Here is a 26183-nt window from a genome sequence, read left to right as displayed (position 1 = left end):
CGAGGAGTGGGCACGGGTGGACACGCGGTGGGGGCGCAAGACGGGCTGACGACGACCGCGGAACGCGCAAGTCACGCAGGCCGGGACGGATGACGCGGCGCGACCGTCACCGCGCTCGCCCGGCACGATGTGCCCTGATGGTCGGACCGAGCATCGTCATACCCCCTGGGCATGCCACAGAGCCCGGCTCTGCGGCTGGGCTCGGGTTCCGCTGATCGCCGTCACCGGTCCCAGTGGGGTGCGGGGCGCTCCGAGCAAGCGCCCCGGCTGTCGCGGAGCCAGAGCTACAGCGCGCGCTCCAGGCGGTCCGCCACCAGCTTGACGAAGCGTGCGGGTTCCTTCGGCTGACCGCCCTCGGCGAGCACCGCCAGGCCGTGCAGCAGTTCGGCGGTCTCGGCGAGCCCCGTGCGGTCCTCGCGTTCCTTGTACGCCTGGTTCAGGCCCTTGACGAGCACGTGATCGGGGTTCAGCTCGAGGATCCGCTTGGTGCGCGGCACCTCCTGACCCATCGCGCGGTACATGTTCTCCAGCGCCGGGGTGAGGTCGTGCGCGTCCGAGACGATGCAGGCCGGAGACACGGTGAGACGCGACGAGAGACGCACCTCCTTGAGGTCCTCGTCCAGTTGCTCCTTCATCCAGCCGAGCAGACCGGCGTACTCCTCGGTCTGCTTCTGCCGCTCGCCGTCGGTCTTCTCGTCCTTCTGCGCCCCGAGGTCGATCTCGCCCTTGGCCACGGACCGCAGCCGCTTGCCCTCGTACTCACCCACGGCGTCGACCCACACCTCGTCGACGGGGTCGGTGAGCAGCAGCACCTCGATGCCCCGGGCTCGGAACGCCTCCATGTGCGGGGAGTTCTCGATGCTCTGCCGGGACTCGCCGGTCAGGTAGTAGATGTCGTCCTGCCCGTCCTTCATCCGCTCCACGTACTGCTTCAGCGTGGTCGGCTCGTCGTCGCCGTGTGTGGTCGCGAACGACGCGACGGCGAGGATGGCGTCGCGGTTCTCGGCGTCGGTCACCAGTCCCTCCTTCAGGACGGCGCCGAACTCCCGCCAGAACGTCGCGTAGCGCTCCGAGTCGTTGGTCATCATGTCCTTGACCGAGGACAGGACCTTCTTCGTCAGACGACGCTGCATCATCCGGATGTGCCGGTCCTGCTGCAGGATCTCGCGGGACACGTTGAGCGAGAGATCCTGGGCGTCGACGACACCCTTGACGAAGCGGAGGTAGGGCGGCAGCAGCGCCTCGCAGTCGTCCATGATGAAGACGCGCTTCACATACAGCTGCACACCGCGCTGGAAACCCTGCGTGAACAGGTCGTGCGGGGCGTGCGACGGGACGAACAGCAGGGCCTGGTACTCGAAGGTGCCTTCCGCCTGCAGCCGGATCGTCTCCAGCGGATCGCGCCAGTCGTGGCTGATGTGCTTGTACAGCTCGTGGTACTCGTCGTCGGACACCTCCTCGCGCGAGCGCGCCCACAGGGCCTTCATCGAGTTCAGCGTCTCGGGGTCGCGCGCGGCGCCGCCGTCGCCCGCCTCTGCCGCGGCGGGGGTGCGGGAGACCAGCCTGATCGGCCAGGTGATGAAGTCCGAGTACCGCTTGACGATCTCCTTGATCTTCCAGTCGGAGGTGTAGTCGTGGAGCTGGTTCTCGGGGTCCGCCGGCTTGAGGTGCAGGGTGACCGCGGTGCCCTGAGGCGTGTCGTCGACCGTCTCCAGCGTGTACGTGCCCTCACCGCGGGACGTCCAGCGGGTGCCCTGGCTCTCGTCGGCGCGCCTGGTCACCAGGGTCACCTCGTCTGCCACCATGAAGGCGGAGTAGAAGCCGACGCCGAACTGGCCGATGAGCCCCTCGGCTCCGGCCGTGTCCTTGGTCTCCCGCAGCTCCTGGAGGAACCGGGCCGTGCCCGAGTTGGCGATCGTGCCAATGAGCTGCCCGACCTCGTCGTACGACATCCCGATGCCGTTGTCCCGCACCGTGAGGGTACGGGCGTCCTTGTCGATCTCGATCTCGATGTGCAGATCGGACACATCGGCGTCGGGCGTCTCCTCCCGCAGCGCCGCGAGACGCAGCTTGTCCAGCGCGTCGGAGGCGTTGGAGACGAGCTCGCGCAGGAAGACATCCTTGTTCGAGTAGACCGAGTGGATCATCAGCTGCAGCAGCTGACGGGCCTCTACTTGGAACTCAAACGTTTCGGTCGGCATGGTTCGCGATTACCTCACAGGTCCCTGAGTGGCCGGAACTGGTGGCAGTCACTGTAAAACACCAAGTCAGGGCAGAAGCCCAGACTTCCGGCAGGTGGTGGCGGCGATTCGCGCTCCGTTGCGGGACAAGCCCATCTGTGCCCTCCAGCGCCTCGTCGCCCCCGGGGCGTCCCACCGACGCCGGGGTCCGGGTGTCCGACCCGTGACCTTCCGTTGCGACAGGTACCCTTGACAGCGTGCGTACTGTTTCGCGACGTTTGATCCCTGCCGAACAGTTCGGATCTCGGTCGTCGACCCCGCAACCGGCGCGTGGACGGCCCGGATCAGCAGATGTCCAAAGAAATGGCAGGACGCGGACAGCGCGTCATGGGGGGGAGCGGTCGCCCATGCGATCCATGAACAATGAGCCACACGTCATACCGGCCTGTGCCGCGACTGGTACGTCCCTCGTGGAGCCTGCGGAAGGGCGGTTGATCTGAAGTGGACATCACGATCCACAGACTCGACGAGCTGAGCGACTCGCTCCGCCGGGCCTGGCACGGGACGATGGACGAATCGCCCGACTACGCCAACCCTTTCCTGGCACCTGAGTTCGCGATCGGGATCGGCAGGTACCGCGGCCGCTCGCAGGTGGCGGTCCTGTGGGAGAACGGGGAGCCCGTCGGCTTCTTCCCGTACGAGCGCAACGCGATCGGCGTCGGCCGGGCCATCGGTCTCGGCCTCTCCGACTGCCAGGCCCTCGTGCACCGCCCGGGAGCCACCTGGGACGCCCAGGAACTGCTCAGGGCCTGCGGTCTGTCCGTCTTCGAGTTCGACCACCTCGTCGAGGAACAGAAGCCGTTCGGCAGGTACGTCACGGGGACGTTCGCCTCTCCTGTGCTCGACCTGAAGCCCGGCGACGGCAGCTACGCGGAGTGGCTGCGCGGCGCGTACCCGGGGCTGGCCAAGACGGCGCTGAAGAAGGAACGCCGGTTGGGGCGCGACGCCGGTGAGATGCGGTTCGTCTACGACGAGCGCGACCCGCGGGTGCTGCACAGGCTCATGCAGTGGAAGTCGGCCCAGTACCGCAGGACGGGACGGATGGACCGGTTCTCACGACCGTGGATCGTCGACCTGGTGAACCACCTGTTCCACGTTCGCGAGGAGCACTTCACCGGCGTGCTGTCCGTGGTGTACGCCGACGACCGGCCGGTGGCCGCGCACTTCGGACCGAGATCGCGCACGGTGTTCGCGGCATGGTTCACCGCGTACGACCCCGAGTTCCGCTACTACTCGCCCGGGCTGATGATGCACCTTCGGATGGCCGAGGCGGCGGCCCGGGACGGGGTGACGCTCATGGATCTGGGACGCGGCGACAAGGAGTACAAGGACTGGCTCAAGACCCGCGAGCTGCGCGTGGCCGAGGGGTTCGCGAGCCGCCCCCACCCGGTGGCGGCGGCGCACCGGCTGTGGCGCAGACCGGTGCGCGGCCTGCGGAACACGGTCCTGGCCCATCCCGGACTGCGGGAGCCGGCCGACCGGCTGCTGAAGACGGTCGGCACACTGCGCACGTCGGCTCGGGCGGACTCCGGCAGAGCCGTCCCCCGCGCACGCTGAGCAGGCTTCCCCCCTCCCGGCTTTCGCGCCGCGTCCCCGTCGTCTGCTCCGCCCGGCGCAGCCTTCCTCCCCGCCCCATGGCGCCCCGCGACGGCGGGGCCCTCCCTGCCGTAAGCCCGGCCGGCCCTGATCGACGCTCGCCGGAACGCGCTGCGTCCACACGCCCTCGGCACGGCCGGCTCTCCACCCGGCGCTGCGCGGTGCCGTCCCTGCGTCCGGATGGGGCGGCACCATCGACCCGGCCGCCGTACCGGTCCACCTGGCGGAGCGTGGACGCCGCCCTGACCACCGAACCTTTTGTTGCAGCAAAGGGAGTCGGGTCCCACTTGTCCCTGGTTAACCGTCAGTTGCCATGCTAATTTCGCTGTTTGGTCAGGCGGCAGTACCGGCTCATGGGGGAAAGTCGGTGGAGACGGGCGTGGCTTTCGATGAGTCCGGCGGTGGTGCCGGACAGGAGCCGGGTGTCGATCTGCTGCTTCGGCTGACCGAAGCGCTGTGCGAGCTGGGCTGCATGCAGGATGGGTCCGGACGCGAGCAGTTCGCCGTAGTGCTCGGAGACCAGCTGCACCAACACATCGACCTGCGGGGTGTCAGGCTCCGTGAGGACGTCGTGACGCTGGTGCGCACTGCGTTGAGCGTGCCGGGTGGGGAACGCGTACTTGCGTGGGTGGTCGACGTCTGTGAAGGAGCGGGGGCGGCTGCCGACTTGAGAGCGGTGGTCGACTCCGTCACTGCGCCCTCTGCCACAATGCCGCCGCCCGGCCCGCTCTCCGGCTACGACGAGAGCACCGCGCATGCCCTTCTGAACGCCGTCGGAGACGAGGTACCGGCGATCCGGTTACGGGACGAGCTTGCCGAGGAGTTGCTCGGCGTCGACCTGCCCGTCGGGCGGACCGTTGAGCAACTCTTCACCTATGTGGTCGAGTTGAACGTTCAGCCGGACGGACTACCGCCCGCCGTACTGCTCATCGACTACGCTGCCCGTCTCGTCGGGGTGGCCGAGCACCGCAAAGCGCTCTCCGACTGGGTCGAGGCATGGGCACGGCACGGGGGCTTGTTGGAACCCCTGGAGCGGCGCCGCGCCCGGCGCGCGGCCGCCGCGTACGACCCGGAGATCCCTCGCTGTCTGGTCGTGGCCGTCGAACCGGCCCGTGACGGCTCCGACGAGATCGTCGTACGCCCATGGCTCAACACCACGCCCGGCCGCTGGCAACCGCAGCCCGGCGAGCCCGTCACGACGACGCTCGACCGCCTGGGCCCCGCCGTCGAACACGTTCTTCGTCAGGGGGCCCGGCTCTGGGCGCTTGCGCCCGGGCCGAAGCAGGACGACAGGGACCAGCCACCGCCGTACATCGAGTTCGTCCTTCCGTATGACCTCCTCAACCACGATGTGGCCAGGCTGAGGCTCGGTACGAGTGGCGGGAACCCCCTCCCGCTCGGGCTGAAGTACGGGGTGCACTTACGCAGTCTGGATCGCATGCGTACCGATGACGTACTGGTCATGGACCAGTGGCGGGAGCGCTGGCGCACTATGCGGCAACACGGGATCTCGGTGCACAGCTGGGGAGAACTCGACGCCCAGCGCCTCGACGACTGGCAGGTGTCGCTCGCCGAGGAGCTCGGGCGGACGGCTGTGGTGCTCGACGCTCCCGTCAAGCCACCGGCGCTCAAAGCCCTGAAGGCCGCCATCGCCGAGGGCATAGGGCTGGCCGTCTGGGATCGCAGGGGAGTTTTCTTCGACGAACGGCGGGAAGTAGTGACCGCCGTGTTCGCGTCAGTGCCGACGCCCGCGCAGGTCCCGATGGCCGTCCACCGCCTTCGCAGGAAAGCCGAAGCCAATCCCCAAGGTCCCCTGCTGCTGGGCAGGCACATCGCCTTCTTCTGGGACGATCCCACCCGACTCGTCGACATCCAGACCACCGATCCCGGCGATCTCGCCAGCGAGGAGGCTCCGGCATGACCGCACACGAGCAGACGGCCCCGGACGGCTGGCGCGTGTTCGAGGCCACCGGGCTCCCGCCCGGCGACCCGCCGCCGTCGCTGCCCGCGCCCCCGCCCTGGCGCCGGTTCCACGGGTCCCCACTTCAGCCTCCGCCGCCGGACGACGAGGAGGCCGCGCTGCGCCGTCTGGGTCCCGGCGACACCATCCCCCAGCTGGGCCTCGACGAGATCGACATCGTCAACGCCGCGCTGGTGCTGCGCCGCCCGCTGCTGGTCACCGGGCCTCCGGGCATTGGCAAGTCCACACTGGCGTACCTCGTCTCACGTGAATTGGGCCTGGGACGCGTTCTGGAGTGGAACATCGTCAGTCGCACGGTGCTGGGGGACGGTCTGTACACCCACGACGCCATGGGACGCGCGCAAGCCATCGCCGCCTGGCAGGCCGGGCTGAGCAGGGCCGCGGACCCGGAGGTGGTCGCGGCCGCCGGAGAAGGCGGAGAGACCGGCAGTGCGGCACGCTCCGGTGACGGCGGCGGCGAGGCCGGTGCGGCACGGTTACCGGCCGACAGCCGCAAACCGCCCACGCTCGGCGACTTCATCACGCTGGGACCGCTGGGCACGGCGTTGTTGCCCTACGACCGACCCCGTGTCCTGCTCATCGACGAGCTGGACAAGAGCGACATCGATCTGCCGAACGATCTGCTGCACGTACTGGAAAACGGCAGCTACGAGATCCCGGAGCTGGTGCGCGTCGCAGCCCGTAGCGCAGGCGTGCACACCGCCGACCCCGGAGGGCGTGCCGTGGTCCACCACGGCCGGGTCGAGTGTCGCGAGTTCCCGGTCGTGGTGATCACCAGCAACGGTGAGCGGGAATTCCCCGCGGCCTTCCGCAGGCGTTGCCTTCCGCTGGAGATGCGCACCCCCACTCGAGAGCAGCTTCTGGCCATCGTGGAGCGGCACTTGACGACCCGCCCGGAGGGCACGGAGGCCCTCGTCGACCTGTTCTTACAGCGCGTCCAGGCCGGCGGGACGCACGCGCTCGATCAGTTGCTGAACGCGGTCCAGTTGACTACTGCGGGTGGTTTCCAGGCCGACGGGGAGGGGCGTAAGCTCGTGGAACTGCTGCTCCGCGATCTCGCGAAGGGCCGATGAATGACCGGCTTTCCCAGGGAGCGTGCATCCGGCCTCGGCGACACCGATCCCGCCTCGGAGGCGTCGTCGCCCTTGGCGTTCCCTGAGAACGAGGCCGCGCCGCACTGGCAGCAGCTCGCCGACGCAGTCTGGCTGGCGGCCTTGTGGGCCCGCCACGGGCGCACCGGCAGTTCGCGGCCGATCCCGGTACACGGCGGCACTACGCCCGCGCGGCCGCCTCACGACCGCCCGACAGTGCCCGGCGCCGAGGAACGAGGCCGCCCCGGCGACGGTGGACGACCGGCGGACGCACCCTCCGACGACACGGCACGCCCGGCCGCACCACAGCCGCCCGCGGGCCCCGTCGCACGGACGGGTGCATCCAGCGGCTCCTGGCACGGTGCGCGGCCGGGGGATCCCTTCACCGGGGCTCCGGGGCCGCCCCCCAGGCTGTCGCTCGTCGCCGCTCCCGACGGGCCCGACACGATGCACCTGGGGCGGCCTCTGCTGCCCGCCTCCGGGTCCGGGCCGACCAAGCCGGGCCGTGGCAGGCGCACCGCCCAGCTGGCCCGGTCCCTGCACCGGCTCGCGCGTCGCGTACCGTCCCGGCACGCGACGGAGCTGGATGAGCGGACCACGGCGGAGCGAGGCGTCGTGGACCGGCTCTGGCTGCCCTACCACCAGCCCGTCCGCACCTGCGCCTTCGATCTGGTGCTGCTCGTCGACGACGCCCCTACCATGCGGATCTGGGAAGACTCCGTATCCGGCCTCGTCGAGGCAGCCGAGCACAGCGGCGCCTTCCGGGTGGTGCGCACCGTCCGGGTGAAGGTGCCGCTCACAGGCGACCCGACGCTGCGCTGGCCGACGGGACGGTCCGCCACGGACTTGGGCGAGGTGCTGGACGGCCGCCGCGACCGGCTCTTCCTGGTCGTCACCGACGGCTTGGCGCACGGATGGGCCTCCTCGACCGCCGACGCCCTGCTCGGCCGCCTCGCGGGCGCCGGCCCCACCGCTCTGGTGCACCTCCTAACACCCCATCTGCGCCATCGCTCCTCTCTCTACCCGTACCAGGCGGTCCTGGAGGCCGGCGGCTTCGGCGTGGCCAACGCCAGGCTCACGCACCTGGCGCCGTCCGGCGGCCCCGACCCGATTCGCCCGCTGCCCGAGGCGGGCGACGGATCCGTGCCCGTTCCCGTGCTTTCACTGAAGGCGGGCTCCATCGAGGCATGGGCCTGCCTCGTGACCGGTGAGCGGGGGACGCGCCGGGAGCTGCCCGTGGTCCTGGCCGGCACTCTCGCCAAGGGGACGCCGGCGCCAGGACTGCGTGCCCCGCGGATGCCCGGCGCCGTGGATCGGGCAGTGGGCGCGTTCCTCGGACTCGCCACGCCAATCGCTCGTCAGCTCGCCACCCAACTGGCCGTCGTGCCCTTCGAGTTCGACCTGGTCGAGCAGTTACGGAACCGCACCATGCCGCATACCGGGCCCGGCCACCTGGCCGAGATCATGATGGGCGGCCTGATCGACTGGAGCGGCGACCGGCCGGAGTTCGCCGACGGCGTCCGTGAGGCGCTCCTGGCCACCACGACCCGGACTCAACTCGCCCGCACGGTGAGCGTGCTGGGTGACCTTCCAGCCGCCGGGGAGCGCGGCGTGGCCCTGCGCGCCGCGTTGCGCGATCCGGCCGGGACCACGCTCCCCGACCCGGCCGATGCGGCATGGCTGCGGAGCGAACTGGCGGTCATGCGGGCGTTGGCAGGCCCGTACTCCGAACGCGCGAAACGTATTGATCCTGTTGGCAGGAACGGGCCGGGAAATGCGCCCGGTGCGGCAAAAGACCCATCCGGCAGGGGGTCACTCGACGGCGGCCAGGGCAGTGATCAAGCGCCGGAAGTCCCTGATCCATCTGGAGAGCCCGTGCCGATCCCGGTTACCGACGTCTGCCCCGAAGCCCCGGAGGCTGAGCCCCCCATGCAGAGCACCACGACCGGATCACCTGGCGTTCTGGTGAACGTTCCCCTGCGGAACACGTCGTTCGTGGGCCGCACGGAGTTACTCCGATCCGTGGAGGAACAGCTCAGTGCCCAGGACACCGCAGCCGTGTTGCCACACGCCCTGCACGGCATGGGAGGTGTGGGAAAGTCCCAGCTGGCGCTCGAGTACGTCTACCGGCATCAGCAGGACTACAAGGTCATCTGCTGGATCCCCGCCGAGCGGGAACCGCTCATCCTGGCGGCACTGGCGGGTCTGGCCGCCCGGCTGCGGCTCACCCCGCTGGGCGGCGAGGGCAGCACCCCCGCCGCGAACACGGCCGTGCCCGCCGTTCTCGAGGCGCTGGGCACCGGAGGCCAGTACGACGACTGGCTGCTGGTGTTCGACAACGCCGAGAACGTGGACGTCGTGCGCCGGTACTTCCCGGCCAACGGCCCCGGAAAGATCATCGTCACCTCTCGCAATCGTGACTGGGAACGGGTGGCCACGCCGCTGCCGGTGAATGTCTTCGAGCGTGACGAGTCGATCCAGCTGCTGCAAAGGCGCTCCCCGGACCTGTCCGAGGAAGACGCCGACCGGCTCGCCGCAGCGCTGGGCGATCTACCCCTCGCCGTGGAGCAGGCCGGGGCCTGGCGTGCCGTCACGGGGATGCTCGTCGACGACTACCTCGCCCTGCTGAACGAGCGCCGCCCGGAGATCCTCCAGCTCGACCCGTCCCCCGACTATCCCGTCTCCGTCGCCGCGGCATGGGACATCTCGCTGGAACAGATCAAGGAGAACAACCCGGGCGCCCGGCAGCTCCTCGACATCTGCGCCAGCATGGCTCCCGAGCCGGTTCCCCTCTCCATGCTGCGCGGCCGCCGTGCCATCGACATCACCCCCGAGGTCAACCCCCTGCTGAGCGACTCGGTCAAGCTGGGCAAGGCCATCCGCGAACTGAACCGGTTCTCCCTGGTGAAGCTGGATCTACGGTTCGACACCCTGCAGATGCACCGGCTGCTGCAGAACGTGCTCCTCGCCAAGCTGAGTCACGACGAGCGCGAGGGGATGCGTGAAGCCGCCCATCAGCTCCTGTCGGCGGCCAAGCCCGGCCACTACGCCTCGTCCGTGGAGTGGCCCGCCTACCAGACGCTCCTGCCCCACCTCCTCTCGTCCCGGGCGGTGACCAGCGCGGACACGTTCGTGCGTGAACTGGTCTACGACACCGTGCTGTTCCTGTACTTCTGGGGCGACCACGAGACCGCCGTCGACCTCGCGCGGCAGACGCACACCACCTGGCTCGCGGCTTCGGGCGAAGAGAACATCCACGTCATGCGGATCGCCAAGATCCTGGCCTTCCTGCTGCGCGTCATCGGTCAGGTCCCCGAATCCATCCCGCTCAACGAGGGGGCACTGGAGGTCTCACGCCGCACGGGGGTCGAACCGGAGGACCTCATCGACTCCATGTCGCAGATGGCCGGTGCGCTGCGCTACCAGGGTCGGTTCCGGGAAGCGGAACAAGTGGACCGGGAGGCCACCGAGCAGGGCCGGATCCTGATCGGCTCGGAGGACTTCATCACCCTTCAGGCGGCGCACAACTGGGGCGTGTCGCTGCGCCTGTGCGGCGAATTCGGCAACGCCCTGAGTCTGGACCGGGAGACCGCCCGGCAGCGAGAACTGCTGCTCGGCCCCACCAGCAGTCTGACCCTGGGCACACTCAATGGCGTCGGGCTCGACATGCGCGAGGGGGGCGACTACCCGGGAGCCCGTGATTTCCAGGAAGACGTGTACCGCAGGGTTCGCGAATCGCTGGGCGAGGACAACCCCGACACCTTGGGCACCGCCCGGAACCTGGCGGTCTGCAGGCGCCTCGACGGAGCCGTCGCCGAAGCCGCCGAGCTTTCGGAGGAGACGCTGCGCCGTCTGATGACCGGCTACGGCCCCAACCACGGCGAGACGCTCTTGATGGCCGTCGAAGTCGTCATCGACCGCCGGCTCATGAGCGACCTCGACGGCTCGCGCGAACTGGGCCAGGACACCTTGCGGCGCTATGCGAAGAGCCTCGGGGAGAACCACCCGCACACCCTGGTCACCAAGGCCAATCTGGCCGCGACTCTGCGCGTCCTGGGCAATCTCGACGAGGCACGGGACCTGGAGGACGACGCGGTCGCCGGACTGACCGAGTCCCTCGGCCCCGAGCACGTGGCAACCCTGACCGTCGCCCTGGGCCGGGCCGGCACGGCGTACGCGAGCCTCGACTTCGAGCTGGCTCTGGAGATCGATCGGGCCGCCCTGTCGCCCTTGAAGCGGGTCGCGGGTGAGAATCACCCGCTGACCTTCGCGGGCACCGCCAATCTCGCCCTCGACCTGCGGGGGCTCGGTCGCCGGGCCGAGGCGGACGAGTCGGAGGCCACGGCGGTGGAGGGATTCAACCGCGTGGTGCGCGCCGATCACCCCTGGCTGTTGGCGGCCCGTCAACGACGTCGTATCGAGTGCGCCGTTACGCCCCTGCCGATGTAGCGCGATCCTTCGCGGGGCCGCGGTGCGCGGCGCCCGCGGCCCCGGCCTCCTTGCCATACTGGGCATTCGGGGGGCCACGACAGTGGTCGCCGGACCTGGAGCAGGGTCACGGAGGGCGTATGCCATCGGTCGTCTTCATCCACGGAACAGGGGTGCGCGAGCCCGGTTTCTCCGCGTTGGCCGGTGGGTTCGCCGCCGGGCTGACGGGCCTGCGGGACGGGCTGCGCGTGGTTCCCTACTACTGGGGCGGTCCGCACGGCGCCTCACTCGCCGCGGGCGGTGCGAGTCTGCCACCGGAGGCGGGCACGACCCGCGGCCTTGCCGAGGCGCCCGCTGTGCCGGACGCGGACCACGACACCGCCGGCTGGGCCGCCCTGTACGCCGACCCGGACGCCGAGCTCGTCCTCGCCGCATCCGGCGCGGAGCCGGCTGTCGAGCGCCCGCCCGGTTCCGTGCCACCGGAGCAGAAGATCCAGGCTCTGCTGACCTCGTTGGCGGCCCAAGGGGACGCTCCGGCCGCCGAGGCAGGGCCCGGCCTGGCCCGTGCCGCGGCAGACCTGGCCGCCCACCCCCTGTTCGGGGCGGCCGCGGCTGCCCTCGAACCGGACGACCTCGCGGTGCTGACCGCACGCGCCCTGGTCGCCCGCGTCATCGCCGCCTCCCTCGACGCCGACACCCCGCTCGTTCCGGTCGGTGACACCCGTGACGCCGTCGTCGACCGCCTCGCCCAGGCGCTCGGCGCGCCGCCCAGGGGGGCCGAACGCGGCCTGCGCGCCGTGCTGTTGCGGGCGGCCCACTCAGCCGCCTCCCGGGCCGTCGTACGCCGTCGTCGTGCACTGACCCAGGCGGCCCACCCCGCCGCCGGGGACATCCTGCGCTACCTCACCCGGGGCGAGGAGGTACGCGCCGACCTGCGCACTCTTCTGGCCGGCCTGGAATCCCCGGTCACCCTCGTCGGGCACAGCCTCGGCGGGATCATCGCCCTGGACACTCTCGTCACCACCCCGCTGCCACAGGTCCGCCTGCTTGTGACGGCGGGTTCCCAGGGACCCTTCCTGTACGAGTCCGGGTCACTGCCCTCCCTCGTGCACCCCGAACCGCTGCCGCCCCACGTGCCCGACTGGCTGAATCTCTACGACCCGCGCGACCTGCTCGGTTACCTCGGCGCGGGCCTCTTCCCGGGACGGGTCACGGACGTCGCGGTCGACAGCCGCCAGCCGTTCCCCGCCGCCCACAGCGCCTACTGGACCAACCCCACCGTGTACCGGCACATCGTGGACCGTCTGCCGTGACCGGACCGCAGGAGCCGACGCGAGGCGTGGATCCGACCCGGGTCCACGCTCTGATCGTCGGCATCGAGACGTACGCCGCGGGGCGCAGCTGGGACCTTCCCGGACCCGCCCGGGATGCCCTGGCGCTCCGTCGGCTGCTGCTCTCCGCCGGAGTGCCCGAGGCCAACGTGCGTCTCCACCTGGCCCCGCTGCCCTCCTTCGCCCCCGACGCCCCCTACGCCTGCGCCGCACACGCCACCCTGCGCAGCACCCTCGTGAACGGACTCCCGTCGGCACGCGGTGACATCCTGTGGGTGTGGTGGGGCGGCCACGGAGTCCTCGACCGGGCCGGCCACCTCCGGCTGTTCTGCGCGGACGCCACCACCGCGGACAAGCTGGGCGTCGACCTGGAGTCCGCGCTGGCGCGCTACCGCAGCGACGCCGTGCCCGGATTCACCGAGCAACTGTGGATCGTGGACGCATGCGAGAGCTTCGAGGAGGCGCTGGCGTTCCGTGAACAACTGCCCGCCAATCCTCTTCCCGTGGAACACCGCAGTCTGGCCCACCGGCAGACGGTGCTGCGCGCGGCGGGCCGCGGCCGGATCGCCGTCAACGATCCCGTACGGGCCACCGGTCTCTTCTCCGACATCCTGCTCGGCCTCCTGGCGGACCGTCAGTCCGAACTGCCCGCGCTCCCTGACCCGGAGGAACTGTTTTCCGCCGTACGGGTACGCATCGCCGCCCTCCGAGCAGCAGGCCACACCACGCAGTACCCCGAGATCTGGTTGCACAGCCCCGAACGCACCGAGATCCTGCCCTCGGCGGAGCCGGCCGCAGGCCGTCGGCCGGACGTGCAGGGCTTCCCGCTCTCCCCGCTGAAGCGGGTCGTGGACGCGCTCATGTCCTATCCGCTGGTGGCCGATCCGGTCGCACGGCAGGTCATGGTCGCCGCGTTGAGCCCCCGCATCACCGGGACACTGCCCCGTCACCCCAAGGCCCGCACCGATGTCACCGGCGTCGTCAGCGCGCTCGCCCGCCGTCACCCCGAGGCGCTGCGCGACCTGTTCGAGGCGGTGGTGTCCCTGGACGACGATCCGCGACGGCAGCAGGAACTCGCCAATGCCTTGCAGGAGTTGATCGCCACGCACGAAAGACCGCACGGCATGCGCTGATCACGTGGCGTGATCGTACGGGTTTCCGATACGGAGGGCGTCCGTCATGATGGACAGAGCATGGGGCATCGCGTGCCACCGTGGGAGAAGGGGGACGCACCTTGGACCAGCCGCCCGCCCTGCACGACACCGAAGCCGCCGGAGGCGCGCAGGCCTCTGCGGCAGGCGCCCTCGTCTGGGAGTCGGATCTGGCGGACCTCACCACGGCGCCCCTCGCCGTCGTGGACAGCCTCGCTCCACTCCCTCCCACGGCCCGCGTCGTCGAAGAGGTCCTGCGCTCCCGCAGCGGCATCAGGAGCGGGGGAACCCAGCCGAGGGCCGAATAGCCGAGCCGCAGACGCGGTACGCAGTGCTGGGCTGCGGCACCGCATGCCCGCACTCACCACCGGAGGCCCCGGGAATGACCAGCGAGCAGTCCTACCCCCCGCTCCGCATGCCCGACCACCTCTTCGCGGAACTCGCCACCGGCGGCGGCTCACCCGACGCCCTCGCCTTCCTCGAACGTGGCGAACGCGCCCGCCGGTTGCCGCTGCTGCGCACCGCGCTCGCTCACATCACCGCAGTTCCCTCGCCGCTCGGCCCGCCCATGGAAGCCTGGCGCGTCCTCAAGGCGGCGGCCGACCGCGCGCCCGACCAGGTCGAGCGGTTGCTCCTGGCCCCCCAGACCGGTGGCTGGCTCGCCCACCTGCTGCGCCGGGTGCACGACACTGCGTCGGGGCCGCCCCTGTGGGCGGAGGCTGGCTTCCTGCACGTACTGGCGGTCACGGCAGCGCTGCACGCCGAAATGGAGACCCATCTCCTGGTTCCCCTGGTCGACGGTGCGCTGAACCTGCCGAGCCTCGGCCTGGTCCGCCTGCTTGGGGACTCAAGGGGCCTGTCGGTCGGCCGGGCCAGGACGAAGTCGGGAGAACTGGAACTGACGTCCCGCGAAGGGGATTCCTCTTCCGACTGCCGTCCCCACACCCTGGCTGCCCAAACCTCGGAAACACCGTCGGACACCGTCGGCGTGTCAGGCCCGGGCTCGACGTACTGGGTCCCCCTCCGCACCCTCACCCACACCGGTCCCTCGGGCACCACCGCCATCCCCCTCGACGACCTCGGCCCCTACCGCGACCTCGACGAGCCGATCGCTCCCGACCGGCTCGACCCCGACGAGGCCGCGGCCTGGCAGGAGTTGTTCGACGAGGCCGCCGGCATTCTCGCCGCCCACTGCGCCCCCGGCCCCGGCCGCCTGGACCCGGCCCGCATCCGCGCCATCGTGCCGTGGGGCCGGACCAGTGCCACGCCCCCCGCCCCGCCGGTCGTGCGGCTGTCGGCCTCCAGCGGTGACTCCTTCGGATCCATGGTGATCACCCGCCCGGCCACGGGGCTCGCGCTCGCCGAGACTCTCGTCCACGAGTTCCAGCACAGCAAGCTCGCCGCCCTCTTCCACCTCTTCCCTCTCCTGGACGACGACCGGGAGGAGCGGTACTACGCTCCCTGGCGCAGCGACCCTCGCCACCTCGCCGGCCTGCTGCACGGCGCGTACGCCTTCACCGGTGTCGCGGGCTTCTGGCGGGATCGGATGGCCGATCCGCAGTGCGCCGACATCGCCGCCTATTACTTCGCGCTCCGCCGAACGCAGACTCGTCTCGTCGTACGCACCCTGCTGACCAGCGGCCGGCTGACCGCGCCCGGGCGGCGGCTCGTCACCGGCCTCGCCCGCACACTGGACGACTGGCTGCACGAGCCCGTGGACCCCGGGGCCCTGGCCCGCGCCCGTACGGCCGCCGCGCTGCACCGCACGGAGTGGCGGCTGCGCAACGCCGTACCGCCACGGGAACCTGGCACCGGGTACGGCGATTCCGCTCCCCTCTGCTTCCGCACCGATCGCCGCCCCTGGCCCGACCTCCGCACCCACGCCTTCGCCCTGCGACCCGCCGCCCCTCGTACTGCCGACGAACACCTCGCAGCCGGGGACCCGGCAACCGCCCTCGCCGGGTACACCGATGCCCTCGCCCGCGACCCGGGTGAACCTCACGTTCTCGCCGGGTGGATCGTGGCCCGTGCCGCTCTTGAACCCGGTCGTATCACCCGGCGCATGCTGGCTCGCCCGGAACTGCTGCAACTGCGTTCCCATGGATGAGGCGGAAACACTGCCCGTTGCCCCGCGGCAGCCCCGCCTCCTACCCTGATTTTGTGCCGCTAATAAACAAACCCCGAACGCACAACGCCGTGCCGGGCCACGACCTCACCCGACTCCGGATCGCCCTCACCGCCTTCTTCGCCCTCGACGGCTTCGTCTTCGCCGGCTGGGTCGTCCGCATCCCCGCCATCAAACAGCAGACCCACGCCTCCGCCAGCGGCCTCGGCCTCGCCCTCCTCGGCGTCTCCGCAGGAGCCGTCGTCACCATGACGCTCACCGGGCGCCTCTGCCGCCGCTACGGCAGCCAGCCGGTGACCGTCGTCTGTGCCGTCCTGCTCTCCCTCAGCGTCGCCCTGCCCCCGCTCACCCACTCCGCACCGGCACTCGGCGCCGTCCTGCTGGTCTTCGGCGCCGCATACGGCGGCATCAACGTCGCCTTCAACAGCGCGGCCGTCGACCTGGTGGCCGCGCTGCGGCGACCGGTCATGCCCAGCTTCCATGCCGCCTTCAGCCTCGGCGGCATGATCGGCGCGGGCGTCGGCGGACTGGTCGCGGGATCCCTGTCCCCCACCCGCCACCTGCTCGGCCTCACGGTGATCGGCCTGCTCGTCACCGCCGTCGCCGGGCGCACCCTCCAGCGCCACGAACCGCCCGTGCCGGCGGACCGGATCCCGGCCGAGGAGCGCGCCCCGCGGCGCCCGGACGGCCGTACCCGCGGACTCGTCGTCGTCTTCGGCCTGATCGCCCTGTGCACGGCATACGGCGAGGGGGCCATGGCCGACTGGGGCGCGCTGCACTTCGAACAGGACCTGGACGCCTCGCCGGGCGTCGCGGCGGTCGGCTACTCCTGCTTCGCCCTCGCGATGACGGTCGCGCGGCTGACCGGGACGACCCTGCTCGAACGGCTGGGCCGCACCCGCACCGTCGTAGCCGGGGGCACCACGGCGGCCGTCGGCATGCTGCTCGGTTGCCTCGCGCCGTCCGTGTGGGCGGCACTGATCGGCTTCGCCGTGACCGGACTCGGGCTCGCCAACCTCTTCCCGGTCGCCGTCGAACGCGCAGGCACCCTGGCCGGCCCGAGCGGGGTCGCCATCGCCTCCACACTCGGTTACGGCGGCATGCTGCTCGGGCCGCCCGCCATCGGGTTCATGGCCGACTGGTTCTCCCTGTCCGCCGCGCTCACCAGCGTCGCCGTCCTGGCGGCCGTCGCCGCCGTCATCGGGTTCGGGACCCGGCGGTGGGCGTCGGACTGAGGATCAGCCGTCACTCACGTGACCGCGGCAGGGTGAGAGGACCAGCCGTCCCTCGGGCGACCGCGGCAGGGTGCGACGATCAGTCCGCAATCTCTCACGGAACGCCTCGGGACGCCTGCCGGAGACACCCGGACGGGCCGGCTGCCGTGCCCGTCCGTACGGCAACCGCGGCGGTCAGGCGGTCGGGGCCGTGCTGTCGCCCGAGCCGGACTGGGCCGCCGTACCCGAACCCGACGCCTGCGGGCGTTCGACGCGGCAGACCAGGGCGTCGTTCACGACGTCGGCCACGATGGTGTCGCCAGGGTCGGCGGAGTCGCTCAGCAGCAGCGAGGCGACGCGGTTGTCGAGCTCCGCCTGGATAGTGCGGCGCAGCGGGCGGGCGCCGAACTCCGGCTGGTGGCCGTGGGCGACGAGGAGCTTCTTCGCGGCCTCGGTGACCTTCAGTTCCAGGCCCTGGGCGCGCACCCGGCGGCGGCTGTTCTCCAGCAGCAGGTCCACGATCCGCCCGAGGTCGTCCTCGGTCAGTCCGTGGAAGATGATGATGTCGTCGATGCGGTTGAGGAACTCGGGCAGGAACCGGCCCCGCAGATCCTCCATCAACTCGTCCTTGATGGCACTGACGTCGCCCTGGTGGGAGAGGATCCGCTGGGCGCCGATGTTGGAGGTCATGATGACCACGGTGTTGCGGAAGTCGACGGTGCGCCCCTGGGCGTCGGTGAGCCGCCCGTCGTCGAGGACCTGGAGCAGGGTGTTGAAGACGTCCGGGTGGGCCTTTTCCACCTCGTCGAACAGCAGCACGCTGTACGGCTGACGGCGCACCTTCTCGGTGAGCTGGCCGGCCTCCTCGTGGCCGACGTAACCGGGCGGGGCCCCTACGAGCCGGGAGACGGTGTGCCTCTCCTGGAACTCGCTCATGTCGAAGCGGACCATGCGGTTCTCGTCGCCGAAGAGCAGCGCCGCGAGCGCCTTGGCCAGTTCGGTCTTGCCTACGCCGGTCGGGCCGAGGAAGAGGAAGGAGCCGACGGGCCGGTCGGGGTCGCCCATGCCGGCCCGGCTGCGGCGCACCGCCTGCGCGATCGCGGTGACGGCCTCGTCCTGTCCGACGACCCGGGAGTGCAGGGCCTCCTCCAGCTTCAGCAGCCGCTCCTTCTCGCTCTCCGTCAGCTGGGCCACCGGGATGCCGGTGCGCCGGGACAGCACGTCGGCGATGTCGTCGACGGTCACCTCCAGCACGCCCTCCCGGCGCTCTGCCAGGCCGGCCAGTTCCGTCTCCACCTCGGCGATCCGGTCCTTCAGCTCGGCGGCCTTCTCGAAGTCCTCTGCGGCGACGGCCTGGTCCTTCTCGCGACGCAGCTTGGCCAGCCGGTCCTCGCGCTCGAGGACCTCGGTGGACCGGCCGAGGGACCGCAGCCGCACCCGGGCCCCGGCCTGGTCGAGCAGGTCGATGGCCTTGTCCGGCAGGAACCGGTCCGTGACGTACCGGTCCGACAGTTCGGCCGCGGCGACGAGGGCCTCGTCGCTGTAGCGCACCTGGTGGTGCGCCTCGTAGGAGTCGCGCAGGCCCTCGAGGATCTGCACGGTCTCCTCGACGGTCGGCTCGGGCACCATCACGGGCTGGAAGCGGCGCTCCAGGGCGGCGTCCTTCTCCACGTACCTGCGGTACTCGTCGAGCGTGGTGGCCCCGACGACGTGCAGCTCGCCGCGGGCCAGGGCCGGTTTGAGGATGTTGCCCGCGTCCATCGACCCCTCGCCGGTGGCGCCGGCGCCGACGACGGTGTGCAGCTCGTCGAGGAAGAGGATCGTCGACTCGGAGGCCGCCTTCACCTCGTCGATGACGTTCTTCAGCCGCTCCTCGAACTGGCCCCGGTACTGGGCGCCCGCCACCAGCCCCGTGAGGTCCAGGGCGACCACCCTCTTGTTCTCGAGCGTCTTCGGCACGTCCCCGGCGACGATCCGCTGGGCGAGCCCCTCCACGATCGCGGTCTTGCCGACGCCGGGCTCGCCGATCAGCACGGGGTTGTTCTTCGAGCGCCGGGAGAGGATCTCCACCGTCTGCTCGATCTCCTGGGCGCGCCCCACCACCGGGTCCAGCTTTCCGGCCCGGGCCTCCTCGGTCAGGTCGCGCCCGTACTGGTCGAGGGTCGGCGTGTCGCTGGCCGCCTCACCCCCGCTCGGCATGCCCTCGGTGCGGGCGGCCGTGGCGGCCCTGCGGCGCAGCTTGTCGACCTCGATTCCGTGCGCGGCCAGGACGCGGGCCGCCGCCGCTCCGGGCGTGTCCAGCAGGGCCCCCAGGATGTGCTCGGGGCCGATGTACGACACGCCGGCCGCCCGGGAGTGTTCGTATGCGCGCAGCAGCACCCGCTTGGCCGCCGGGGTCAGGCCCGGTTGCGCGGACGGGGTGCCGCTCTCGGCGGGCAGCGCCTCGGCGAGGTCGGCGCCGAGGCGGTCGGGATCGGCCCCGGCCTGCGCGAGCAGGGCCCGGGCCGGCTCCACCTGTGTGCACGCCCACAGCAGGTGCTCGGTGTCCAGGTCGGAGCTGCCGTCCTCGGCCGCCCGCTTCGTGGCATGGTTGATCAGCTCCCGCGCGGACTCGGTCAGCAACCGCCCGATCGGCACTCGCTGCACCTGCGGGGGCGAGGCGGCCGGCGTCATGCCGAAGAATCGGTTGAGGATCTCGGAGAACGGGTCCGGACCGCCGAAAGAGGCGCCGAAGGGGGACATGGTCATGATCGCCGTCCGCAGCGTGGAGGAATGAGTCCCCACCAGACCAACCCGGACCCCGGCCCACCGCAACGCGGCCTACGCCGACCGCGCACGAACGGGTGACGTCGGAGCAGTCGGCTGCGGCGGGATCTTCTGGTCGAGCCGGAAGACGTTGCCGGGGCCCCGGTACCGAACACGGAGACGACGCCGATGAGGGCGCCACTCGGGTTCGCCCACCGCGTTCGAGGACGGGACGGGACAGGACGGGGCAGGGCGGGGCGCGGGCGCTCTTCCCTTCGACCGCACTCCATCCGGCACACTCCCTCGCATGGAGACTGCCGAGTTCCTTCACGCACTGGACCGGGAAGGCCGCTTGCTGGCCGCGGCCGCCGAGGAGGCGGGACCCGGCGCCAAGGTGCCGGCCTGCCCGGAGTGGCAGGTGCGGGACCTGCTGCGGCACACCGGCGTGGTGCATTGGTGGGCCGCCGGGTTCGTCACCGACGGGCACAAGGCACCGCGTCCCATGGGCGACCCGCCGGATCTCGACGGCGCGGAGCTCGTGGCCTGGTACCGCGACAGCCACCGCCACCTCGTCGACACCCTGGCCGAGGCGCCCTCCGACGTGGAGTGCTGGACGTTCCACCCCGCGCCCTCGCCCTCACCGCTGACCTTCTGGACCCGGCGGCAGGCGCACGAGACGGCGGTCCACCGCTTCGACGCCGAGTCGGCGCGCGGCGGCGACCCGACGGCGGTCGGCACCGAGTTCGCCGTGGACGGCATCGACGAGCTGCTGCGCGGCTTCCACGCCCGGCGCAGGAGCCGGGTCCGCACACAGGAGCCGCGTGTGCTGCGGGTGCGCGCGACGGACGCGGACGCGGTGTGGACCGTACGGCTGTCGGCCGAGCCGCCCGTCACCGTGCGGGAGGCGTCCGGGGAGGCCGACGCCGAACTGACCGGTTCCGCCGGGCAGTTGTATCTGGCGCTGTGGAACCGGCTGCCGGTGCCGAGCGTGACGGGCGACCGCTCACTGGCCGCGCTGTGGCGGGAGAAGTCGGCGATCGTCTGAGTCGGGCGGCGCTAGGCGGAAAGCGGACAGCAGACGGCGGACGGCGGACAGCAGACAGCAGACAGCAGACAGCAGACAGCAGACAGCAGACAGCAGACGGTAGGCCGTCGCCGAGATCCGCCATGGAGGAGGCGGAAGCGGAACCCCTGACGGTCCGCGACGGGGGGGGCGCCTCCGGTGCGTGTGCCCGGCGGGGCTTGCTTGCTCCGCCGGGCACACGCCTGTGTATGACTCGCTGCATGGACAGTCACGGGGGACCGCGCACCAAGGCCGAGCAGGACGCGATGACGGTGGAGATCGGATACGCGCTGTGCAGTGCGGCGTTCGTGGCGGCCGTCGTCTACGGTGCCGTCGCCGGCCCGGCGTTGCTCTTCGACCTGCCGCACACGGCGTCGGAGCTGCTGCTCGTGGCCGGTATGACGCTCGCGCCCGTGGTGTTCCTCGCCCGTGTCGTGCTGGTCCGCTTCCGGCAGGCGCCGCCTCAGCCCAGCCAGCCCGGCCGCACCAGCCCCGACTCGTAGGCCAGCACGACCAGTTGGGCGCGGTCGCGGGCGCCGAGCTTCACCATGGTGCGGCTGACATGGGTCTTCGCGGTGAGGGGGCTGACGACCAGGCGGCGGGCGATCTCCTCGTTGGACAGGCCGATGCCGACCAGGGCCATCACCTCCCGTTCGCGCTCGGTGAGCTGGGCGAGGGCGTCGGCGGCCGCGGGCTCCTTGGAGCGTGCGGCGAACTCGGCGATCAGGCGGCGGGTCACGCCGGGCGACAGCAGCGCGTCTCCCGCGACCACCGCCCGTACCGCGCGCAGGAGTTCGTCCGGTTCGGTGTCCTTCACCAGGAAGCCGGAGGCGCCGGAGCGGATCGCCTCGAAGACGTACTCGTCGAGTTCGAAGGTGGTGAGCATGACCACCTTGACGTCCTTCAGGTCCGCGTCGCCGGTGATGCGGCGGGTCGCGGCCAGGCCGTCCAGCAGGGGCATGCGGATGTCCATCAGCACGACGTCGGGGCGGAGTTCGCGCACCTTGCGCAGGGCCTCCTCGCCGTCGGCGGCCTCCCCGGCGACCTCGATGTCGGGCTGCGCGTCCAGCAGCGCCTTGAAGCCGGCCCGCACCAGTGACTGGTCGTCGGCGAGCAGTACGCGGATCACCGGTCCTCCTCCTTGGCCTTCAGGGGCAGTACGGCGAGCACCCGCCAGCCGCCGTCGGGGCGTGGGCCCGCGTCGATGGTGCCACCGAGCGCGGCGGCCCGCTCCCGCATCCCGGCCAGTCCGTTGCCGCTGCCGCCCGCGTCGGCACCGGTCGCGGGACCGTCGTCGTCGATGCGCAGCCGCAGCGCGTCGCCGTCGTGCTCGAGGTGCACGTGCGCGTGCCGCGACCCCGAGTGCCGTACGACGTTGGTGAGGGCCTCCTGGACGATGCGGAAGGCGGCGAGGTCCGTGCCGGGCGGCAGCCGGGGCAGCTCGCCCTCGACCTCGACCGTGAGGCCGGCGCTCGCCGCCTGCTCCACCAGCTCGGGCAGCCGGTCCAGGCCGGGCGCCGGGGCTCGGGGGGCGTCGCCGGGGGTGCGCAGGGTTTCGAGCACCTGGCGCACCTCCCCCAGCGCCTCCTTGCTCGCGGCCTTGATGGTGGTGAGCGCCGTCCGCGCCTGCTCCGGGTCGGTGTCCAGGAGCGCGAGGCCGACGCCCGCCTGCACGTTGATGACGGAGATGCTGTGCGCGAGGACGTCGTGCAACTCGCGGGCGATCCGCAGCCGTTCCTCGTCGGCGCGCCGACGGGCCGCCTGCGCGCGTTCGGCGCGCTCCTTCGCCCACTGCTCGCGGCGGACGCGGGCCAGCTCCGAGACCGCGCCGATGGCCACGACCCAGGTGCCGATGACTGTCTCCTGCCCCCAGGAGGCGGCAGCGTCCCCGGGCGGCGGCAGCCAGCGGTAGAGCCACAGCGCAATCAGCGCGTGTCCGGCCCAGAGCATCCCCACGGCCGTCCAGCCGGCACGGCGGTGTCCCGCGACGACGGCACTGAAGCAGCTGACTGCGACGGCGAGGAACACCGGCCCGTACGGGTATCCGGCAGCGAAATAGACCAGCGTCGCCGTCGCCGTGCCAAACGCCACGAACACCGGATACCGGTTGCGCCACAGCAGCAGCCCCGAGGCCACGAGCAGCAGCACGCCCGCGTACACGTCCAGCGGCTCTCGCCGACCCTGCTGGTTGCCGGCCGAGAAGTGGGAGCCGACGAGAACGAAGGCGGTGAACACCACGGTGGAGGGCCACGGCCAGTGGGTGCCCCGCGCCTCCTCGTCGTGGCGGTTCCACCAAGCAGGCCCGTGCCGCCACCACTGCGGCGGGCCGCCTGCGCGTACGCGCTGCTCTCCCATGACCGCCACGCTAGACGGCCCGTGCCGTCGGCCGCGTCAGCCGGGCGAGGTGATCACACCTACTCCCGCAGAAGTACGGCCGGTGCCCCGTCCCCGCCCGCTCGGCCGGCGAGATCCGCCTCGAGGTTGCCCGCCATCACCGACAGGACACGCACGGTCTCGGTGTACTGCTCGGTGGTGAGGCCCCGCAGCACGGCGGCACGGGTGGTCCCGACACGCGCCTCGATCTCCTGGTGGGCGGCGCGGCCCGCATCGGACAGGGACAGCTCCTCCGCCCCCGGCTGCGATCCAGGAGCGTGCGGCGAGCGCGTGAAGGACTTCGTCCAGCTCCGGGTCGTCCCACGGCCGCGAAGCGCGTCGAGGTCAGGAGAGGCCCACCCGCTGTGCCAGTCCGGTCACCGCGTGCCGGAAGAACGGCTCACGGTCCTCCACGACCCGGTGGAACTGCCCGAACAACTCGAACCCGACCAGCCCGTACAGCTGCGCCCAGGCAGCGACGAGCGCCGCCATCACCGCGGGCGGCAGGTCGGGCGCGAGGGCGGCGGTCATCCGCTCGGCCTCACCCCGCAGTTCGTCGGGCAGGGGGGGCACGGTCAGGCCGCCTTCCGCGTGGGCGTCGCGCACGATGCCGATGAGGACGAGGCCTACGCGGGCCGCGGCCGGAACGGTCGTCTCGGGCGCGGAGTAGCCGGGCACGGGCGAGCCGTAGATGATGGCGTACTCGTGCGGGTGCGCGAGCGCCCAGCCACGGACCGCCCCGCACACGGCGGTCCAGCGCCGCAGGGGCCCCGCGTCGCTCATCGCGTCGCGCGCGGCCTCCGCGGTCTCGCCCAGGGAGTCGTAGGCGTCGATGATGAGCGCCGTCAGCAGGTCGTCGCGGCTGGGGAAGTAGCGGTACAGCGCGGAGGAGACCATGCCGAGCTCGCGGGCCACGGCCCGCAGCGAGAGTTTCGCGGCACCCTCCGCCGCGAGCTGTCTGCGCGCCTCGTCCTTGATCGCGGCGGTGATCTCCATCCTGGCCCGGGCGCGGGCGCCGTGTGCGGTGCTCATGAAAGAGAGTGTTCCACGTTTTCAGAGCGGCGCACTCAAAGGAGAGCAGTGCTCTTGCTTTGGATCATCGATCTCCCGCACACTGATGTCGAGCGAGAGCACCGCTCACAAGGAAGGAAAACTCACCATGTCCGCACACGTCCAGAAGCCGGGCTGGTTCACCGTCAACGTCTTCAACCGGGCCGTGGCCTGGATGACCCGCCGCGGCATCAGCATCTGGGGCTCCCGGGTCCTGGCGGTCCGCGGCCGCAAGAGCGGTCAGTGGCGCACCACCCCCGTGAACCTGCTGACCGTGGACGGACAGCACTATCTGGTCGCCCCGCGGGGCCACGTCCAGTGGACGCACAACATGCGGGCGGCGGGCGGCGGGGAGCTGCGGCTGGGCAAGCGGGTGGACGTGTTCACCGCGACCGAGGTCGCCGACGACGACAAGGCCCCGCTCCTGCGCGCCTACCTCAGGCGCTGGAAGGCGGAGGTCGGCGTCTTCTTCAACGGCGTCGGCCCCGACTCCTCCGACGCCGAACTGCGCCGCATCGCCCCCGACCACCCGGTCTTCCGCATCACGATCACGAACTGACCGCGTCCTCGGCGACGGGCCGACGGTCCAGTGCGGTCAGGGCGCGCTGGGCCACCGGATGGGTGCGGACGATCTCGCCCAGGGACGTCGAGCCCTGCGTGATGTCCTTGAACGCCTTCCAGGCCGGGCGGAAGCCGGTCAGGACCGCGTGGACGAGGCCGGGACGGCGTTCGAACACCGTCAGCATCCGCTTGCCGACGGCCATCTCGACGCCGAGCCCCGCCTTGATCGCGAACGCGTAGTTCAGGGCCTGGCGCCGGGTGTCCACGGCGTCGTGTGCCTCGGCGATCCGCACCGCCCACTCCCCCGCGAGCCGCCCCGACCGCAGCGCGAACGAGATGCCCTCGCGCGTCCAGGGCTCCAGGAGCCCCGCCGCGTCCCCGCACACCAGCACCCGCCCGCGCGACAGCGGCGAGTCCTCGGCACGGCAGCGGGTCAAGTGGCCGGAGGAGATGCTCGGTTCGAAGCCGGCCAGGCCCAGCCGGGCGATGAAGTCCTCCAGGTACCGCCTGGTGGCGGCGCCTTCGCCCCGGGCCGAGATCACGCCGACCGTCAGCGTGTCCCCCTTCGGGAACACCCAGCCGTAACTGCCGGGCATCGGACCCCAGTCGATCAGGACCCGCCCCTGCCAGTCCTCGGCGACGGTCTCCGGCACCGGGATCTCCGCCTCCAGACCGAGGTCGACCTGGTCGAGCTTCACCCCGACGTGCGCTCCTATGCGGCTGGCGCTGCCGTCGGCGCCCACGACCGCCCGCGCCAGCACCGTCTCGCCGCCCTGGAGCACCACGGCGACCGTGCGCCGGTCCGGCACGGCCGACCCGTGCTGCTCGACCCGCGAAACCGTGACGCCCGTCCGGAGCTCGGCGCCCGCCTTCTGCGCGTGCTCGACGAGCTGCTGATCGAACTCGGGCCGGTTGATCAGCCCGAACAGCATCTGCTTGGAGCGGCGGGTGCGGGCGAAGCGGCCGTTGTTCGAGAATGTGACCGCGTGCACCCGGTCCTTCAGAGGCAGCGCGAAGCCGGGCGGCAGCGCGTCGCGCGAGGGGCCGATGATGCCTCCGCCGCACGTCTTGTACCGCGGCAGCTCCGCCTTCTCCAGCAGCAGTACGCGCCGCCGCGCGACCGCCGCCGCATAGGCGGCCGAGGCCCCCGCGGGTCCCGCGCCCACCACGACGACGTCCCACACCCGCTGCACGTCGTCCGCCGAAGAGTTCTCGCTGCTCACGATGGTCTACT

General features: G+C 71.4%; 20 protein-coding genes. 12 read left to right on the top strand and 8 right to left on the bottom strand.

The window, feature by feature from the left end; translation table 11 throughout:
- Positions 1–284: 284 nt before the first annotated feature.
- Positions 285–2201: a molecular chaperone HtpG gene (gene htpG, locus ABZV31_RS07300; RefSeq protein ID WP_355889370.1), complete on the bottom strand. Its 1917-nt coding sequence runs from the start codon at positions 2199–2201 to the stop codon at positions 285–287.
- A 480-nt stretch (positions 2202–2681) separates the two neighbouring features.
- On the opposite strand from htpG, the gene ABZV31_RS07295 reads away from it, so the two are divergent.
- A complete protein-coding gene (locus tag ABZV31_RS07295; protein WP_355889367.1) occupies positions 2682–3797 on the top strand; it encodes a GNAT family N-acetyltransferase in 1116 nt (371 codons plus the stop codon).
- A gap of 355 nt (positions 3798–4152) precedes the next feature.
- Here ABZV31_RS07295 and ABZV31_RS07290 read toward each other — a convergent pair whose 3' ends face one another.
- Entirely contained in the window at positions 4153–4365 is a 213-nt protein-coding gene (locus ABZV31_RS07290; protein ID WP_355890120.1) for a hypothetical protein, read from the bottom strand.
- On the opposite strand from ABZV31_RS07290, the gene ABZV31_RS07285 reads away from it, so the two are divergent.
- The 8 genes from ABZV31_RS07285 to ABZV31_RS07250 all read left to right on the top strand — a co-directional run bounded on the left by ABZV31_RS07285 (position 4309) and on the right by ABZV31_RS07250 (position 17178).
- Positions 4309–5757 (top strand): hypothetical protein, encoded by a 1449-nt coding sequence (locus tag ABZV31_RS07285; protein ID WP_355890059.1) that lies wholly within the window; start codon positions 4309–4311, stop codon positions 5755–5757. The genes ABZV31_RS07290 and ABZV31_RS07285 overlap by 57 nt on opposite strands.
- Positions 5754–6890, top strand: coding sequence for a MoxR family ATPase (locus ABZV31_RS07280; protein ID WP_355889365.1), 1137 nt, complete (start codon positions 5754–5756; stop codon positions 6888–6890). The genes ABZV31_RS07285 and ABZV31_RS07280 overlap by 4 nt, the downstream gene beginning before the upstream one ends.
- A 72-nt stretch (positions 6891–6962) precedes the next feature.
- Positions 6963–11357: an FxSxx-COOH system tetratricopeptide repeat protein gene (gene fxsT / locus ABZV31_RS07275; RefSeq protein ID WP_355889362.1), complete on the top strand. Its 4395-nt coding sequence runs from the start codon at positions 6963–6965 to the stop codon at positions 11355–11357.
- Between the two features lie 119 nt (positions 11358–11476).
- Positions 11477–12649 (top strand): alpha/beta fold hydrolase, encoded by a 1173-nt coding sequence (locus ABZV31_RS07270; protein WP_355889360.1) that lies wholly within the window; start codon positions 11477–11479, stop codon positions 12647–12649.
- Positions 12650–12675: 26 nt separating this feature from the next.
- Positions 12676–13800, top strand: coding sequence for a caspase family protein (locus ABZV31_RS07265; RefSeq protein WP_355889359.1), 1125 nt, complete (start codon positions 12676–12678; stop codon positions 13798–13800).
- 101 nt (positions 13801–13901) lie between these two features.
- Entirely contained in the window at positions 13902–14126 is a 225-nt protein-coding gene (locus tag ABZV31_RS07260) for a hypothetical protein (protein WP_355889356.1), read from the top strand.
- A 74-nt stretch (positions 14127–14200) separates the two neighbouring features.
- Complete coding sequence (locus ABZV31_RS07255) at positions 14201–15925, top strand: HEXXH motif domain-containing protein (protein ID WP_355889353.1); 1725 nt, start codon at positions 14201–14203, stop codon at positions 15923–15925.
- Positions 15926–16014: 89 nt separating this feature from the next.
- Complete coding sequence (locus ABZV31_RS07250) at positions 16015–17178, top strand: MFS transporter (RefSeq protein ID WP_355890056.1); 1164 nt, start codon at positions 16015–16017, stop codon at positions 17176–17178.
- A 174-nt stretch (positions 17179–17352) separates the two neighbouring features.
- Here ABZV31_RS07250 and ABZV31_RS07245 read toward each other — a convergent pair whose 3' ends face one another.
- On the bottom strand, positions 17353–19905 hold the full coding sequence (locus ABZV31_RS07245) for an ATP-dependent Clp protease ATP-binding subunit (protein WP_355889350.1): 2553 nt from the start codon (positions 19903–19905) through the stop codon (positions 17353–17355).
- A 304-nt stretch (positions 19906–20209) separates the two neighbouring features.
- Here ABZV31_RS07245 and ABZV31_RS07240 point away from each other — a divergent pair, with 304 nt between their 5' ends.
- Together ABZV31_RS07240 and ABZV31_RS07235 are read left to right on the top strand one after the other, a co-directional pair.
- Positions 20210–20947 carry a maleylpyruvate isomerase family mycothiol-dependent enzyme gene (locus ABZV31_RS07240; protein WP_355889347.1) on the top strand — a complete coding sequence of 246 codons (738 nt, stop codon included), beginning with the start codon at positions 20210–20212 and terminating at the stop codon, positions 20945–20947.
- Positions 20948–21186: 239 nt separating this feature from the next.
- Complete coding sequence (locus ABZV31_RS07235) at positions 21187–21468, top strand: DUF6332 family protein (RefSeq protein ID WP_355889344.1); 282 nt, start codon at positions 21187–21189, stop codon at positions 21466–21468.
- On the opposite strand, the gene ABZV31_RS07230 is transcribed toward ABZV31_RS07235, so the two are convergent.
- The 4 genes from ABZV31_RS07230 to ABZV31_RS07215 form a co-directional block, all read right to left on the bottom strand.
- A complete protein-coding gene (locus ABZV31_RS07230) occupies positions 21429–22094 on the bottom strand; it encodes a response regulator transcription factor (protein ID WP_355889341.1) in 666 nt (221 codons plus the stop codon). The genes ABZV31_RS07235 and ABZV31_RS07230 overlap by 40 nt on opposite strands.
- Positions 22091–23320, bottom strand: coding sequence for a sensor histidine kinase (locus tag ABZV31_RS07225; RefSeq protein ID WP_355889338.1), 1230 nt, complete (start codon positions 23318–23320; stop codon positions 22091–22093). The genes ABZV31_RS07230 and ABZV31_RS07225 overlap by 4 nt, the downstream gene beginning before the upstream one ends.
- A 59-nt stretch (positions 23321–23379) precedes the next feature.
- Positions 23380–23514: a hypothetical protein gene (locus tag ABZV31_RS07220; protein WP_355889335.1), complete on the bottom strand. Its 135-nt coding sequence runs from the start codon at positions 23512–23514 to the stop codon at positions 23380–23382.
- A gap of 169 nt (positions 23515–23683) precedes the next feature.
- A complete protein-coding gene (locus tag ABZV31_RS07215) occupies positions 23684–24370 on the bottom strand; it encodes a TetR/AcrR family transcriptional regulator (RefSeq protein WP_355889333.1) in 687 nt (228 codons plus the stop codon).
- A gap of 127 nt (positions 24371–24497) precedes the next feature.
- On the opposite strand from ABZV31_RS07215, the gene ABZV31_RS07210 reads away from it, so the two are divergent.
- Complete coding sequence (locus ABZV31_RS07210) at positions 24498–24947, top strand: nitroreductase family deazaflavin-dependent oxidoreductase (RefSeq protein WP_355889330.1); 450 nt, start codon at positions 24498–24500, stop codon at positions 24945–24947.
- Here ABZV31_RS07210 and ABZV31_RS07205 read toward each other — a convergent pair.
- Complete coding sequence (locus tag ABZV31_RS07205; protein WP_355889327.1) at positions 24937–26172, bottom strand: geranylgeranyl reductase family protein; 1236 nt, start codon at positions 26170–26172, stop codon at positions 24937–24939. The genes ABZV31_RS07210 and ABZV31_RS07205 overlap by 11 nt on opposite strands.
- Positions 26173–26183: the final 11 nt, after the last annotated feature.

This window comes from Streptomyces sp. NPDC005202 (assembly GCF_040608235.1).
Classification (GTDB): Bacteria; Actinomycetota; Actinomycetes; order Streptomycetales; family Streptomycetaceae; genus Streptomyces.
Note: the sequence above shows the minus strand (reverse complement) of the source record. Positions and strands in the feature narration are given on the sequence as shown.

Coding starts and splice junctions, on each gene's coding strand:
- ABZV31_RS07235 (WP_355889344.1), top strand. CDS start 21,187: ATGGACAGTCACGGGGGACCGCGCACCAAGGCCGAGCAGGACGCGATG.
- ABZV31_RS07215 (WP_355889333.1), bottom strand. CDS start 24,370: ATGAGCACCGCACACGGCGCCCGCGCCCGGGCCAGGATGGAGATCACC.
- htpG (WP_355889370.1), bottom strand. CDS start 2,201: ATGCCGACCGAAACGTTTGAGTTCCAAGTAGAGGCCCGTCAGCTGCTG.
- ABZV31_RS07225 (WP_355889338.1), bottom strand. CDS start 23,320: ATGGGAGAGCAGCGCGTACGCGCAGGCGGCCCGCCGCAGTGGTGGCGG.
- ABZV31_RS07280 (WP_355889365.1), top strand. CDS start 5,754: ATGACCGCACACGAGCAGACGGCCCCGGACGGCTGGCGCGTGTTCGAG.
- ABZV31_RS07210 (WP_355889330.1), top strand. CDS start 24,498: ATGTCCGCACACGTCCAGAAGCCGGGCTGGTTCACCGTCAACGTCTTC.
- ABZV31_RS07240 (WP_355889347.1), top strand. CDS start 20,210: ATGGAGACTGCCGAGTTCCTTCACGCACTGGACCGGGAAGGCCGCTTG.
- ABZV31_RS07255 (WP_355889353.1), top strand. CDS start 14,201: ATGACCAGCGAGCAGTCCTACCCCCCGCTCCGCATGCCCGACCACCTC.
- ABZV31_RS07285 (WP_355890059.1), top strand. CDS start 4,309: ATGCAGGATGGGTCCGGACGCGAGCAGTTCGCCGTAGTGCTCGGAGAC.
- ABZV31_RS07270 (WP_355889360.1), top strand. CDS start 11,477: ATGCCATCGGTCGTCTTCATCCACGGAACAGGGGTGCGCGAGCCCGGT.
- ABZV31_RS07245 (WP_355889350.1), bottom strand. CDS start 19,905: ATGACCATGTCCCCCTTCGGCGCCTCTTTCGGCGGTCCGGACCCGTTC.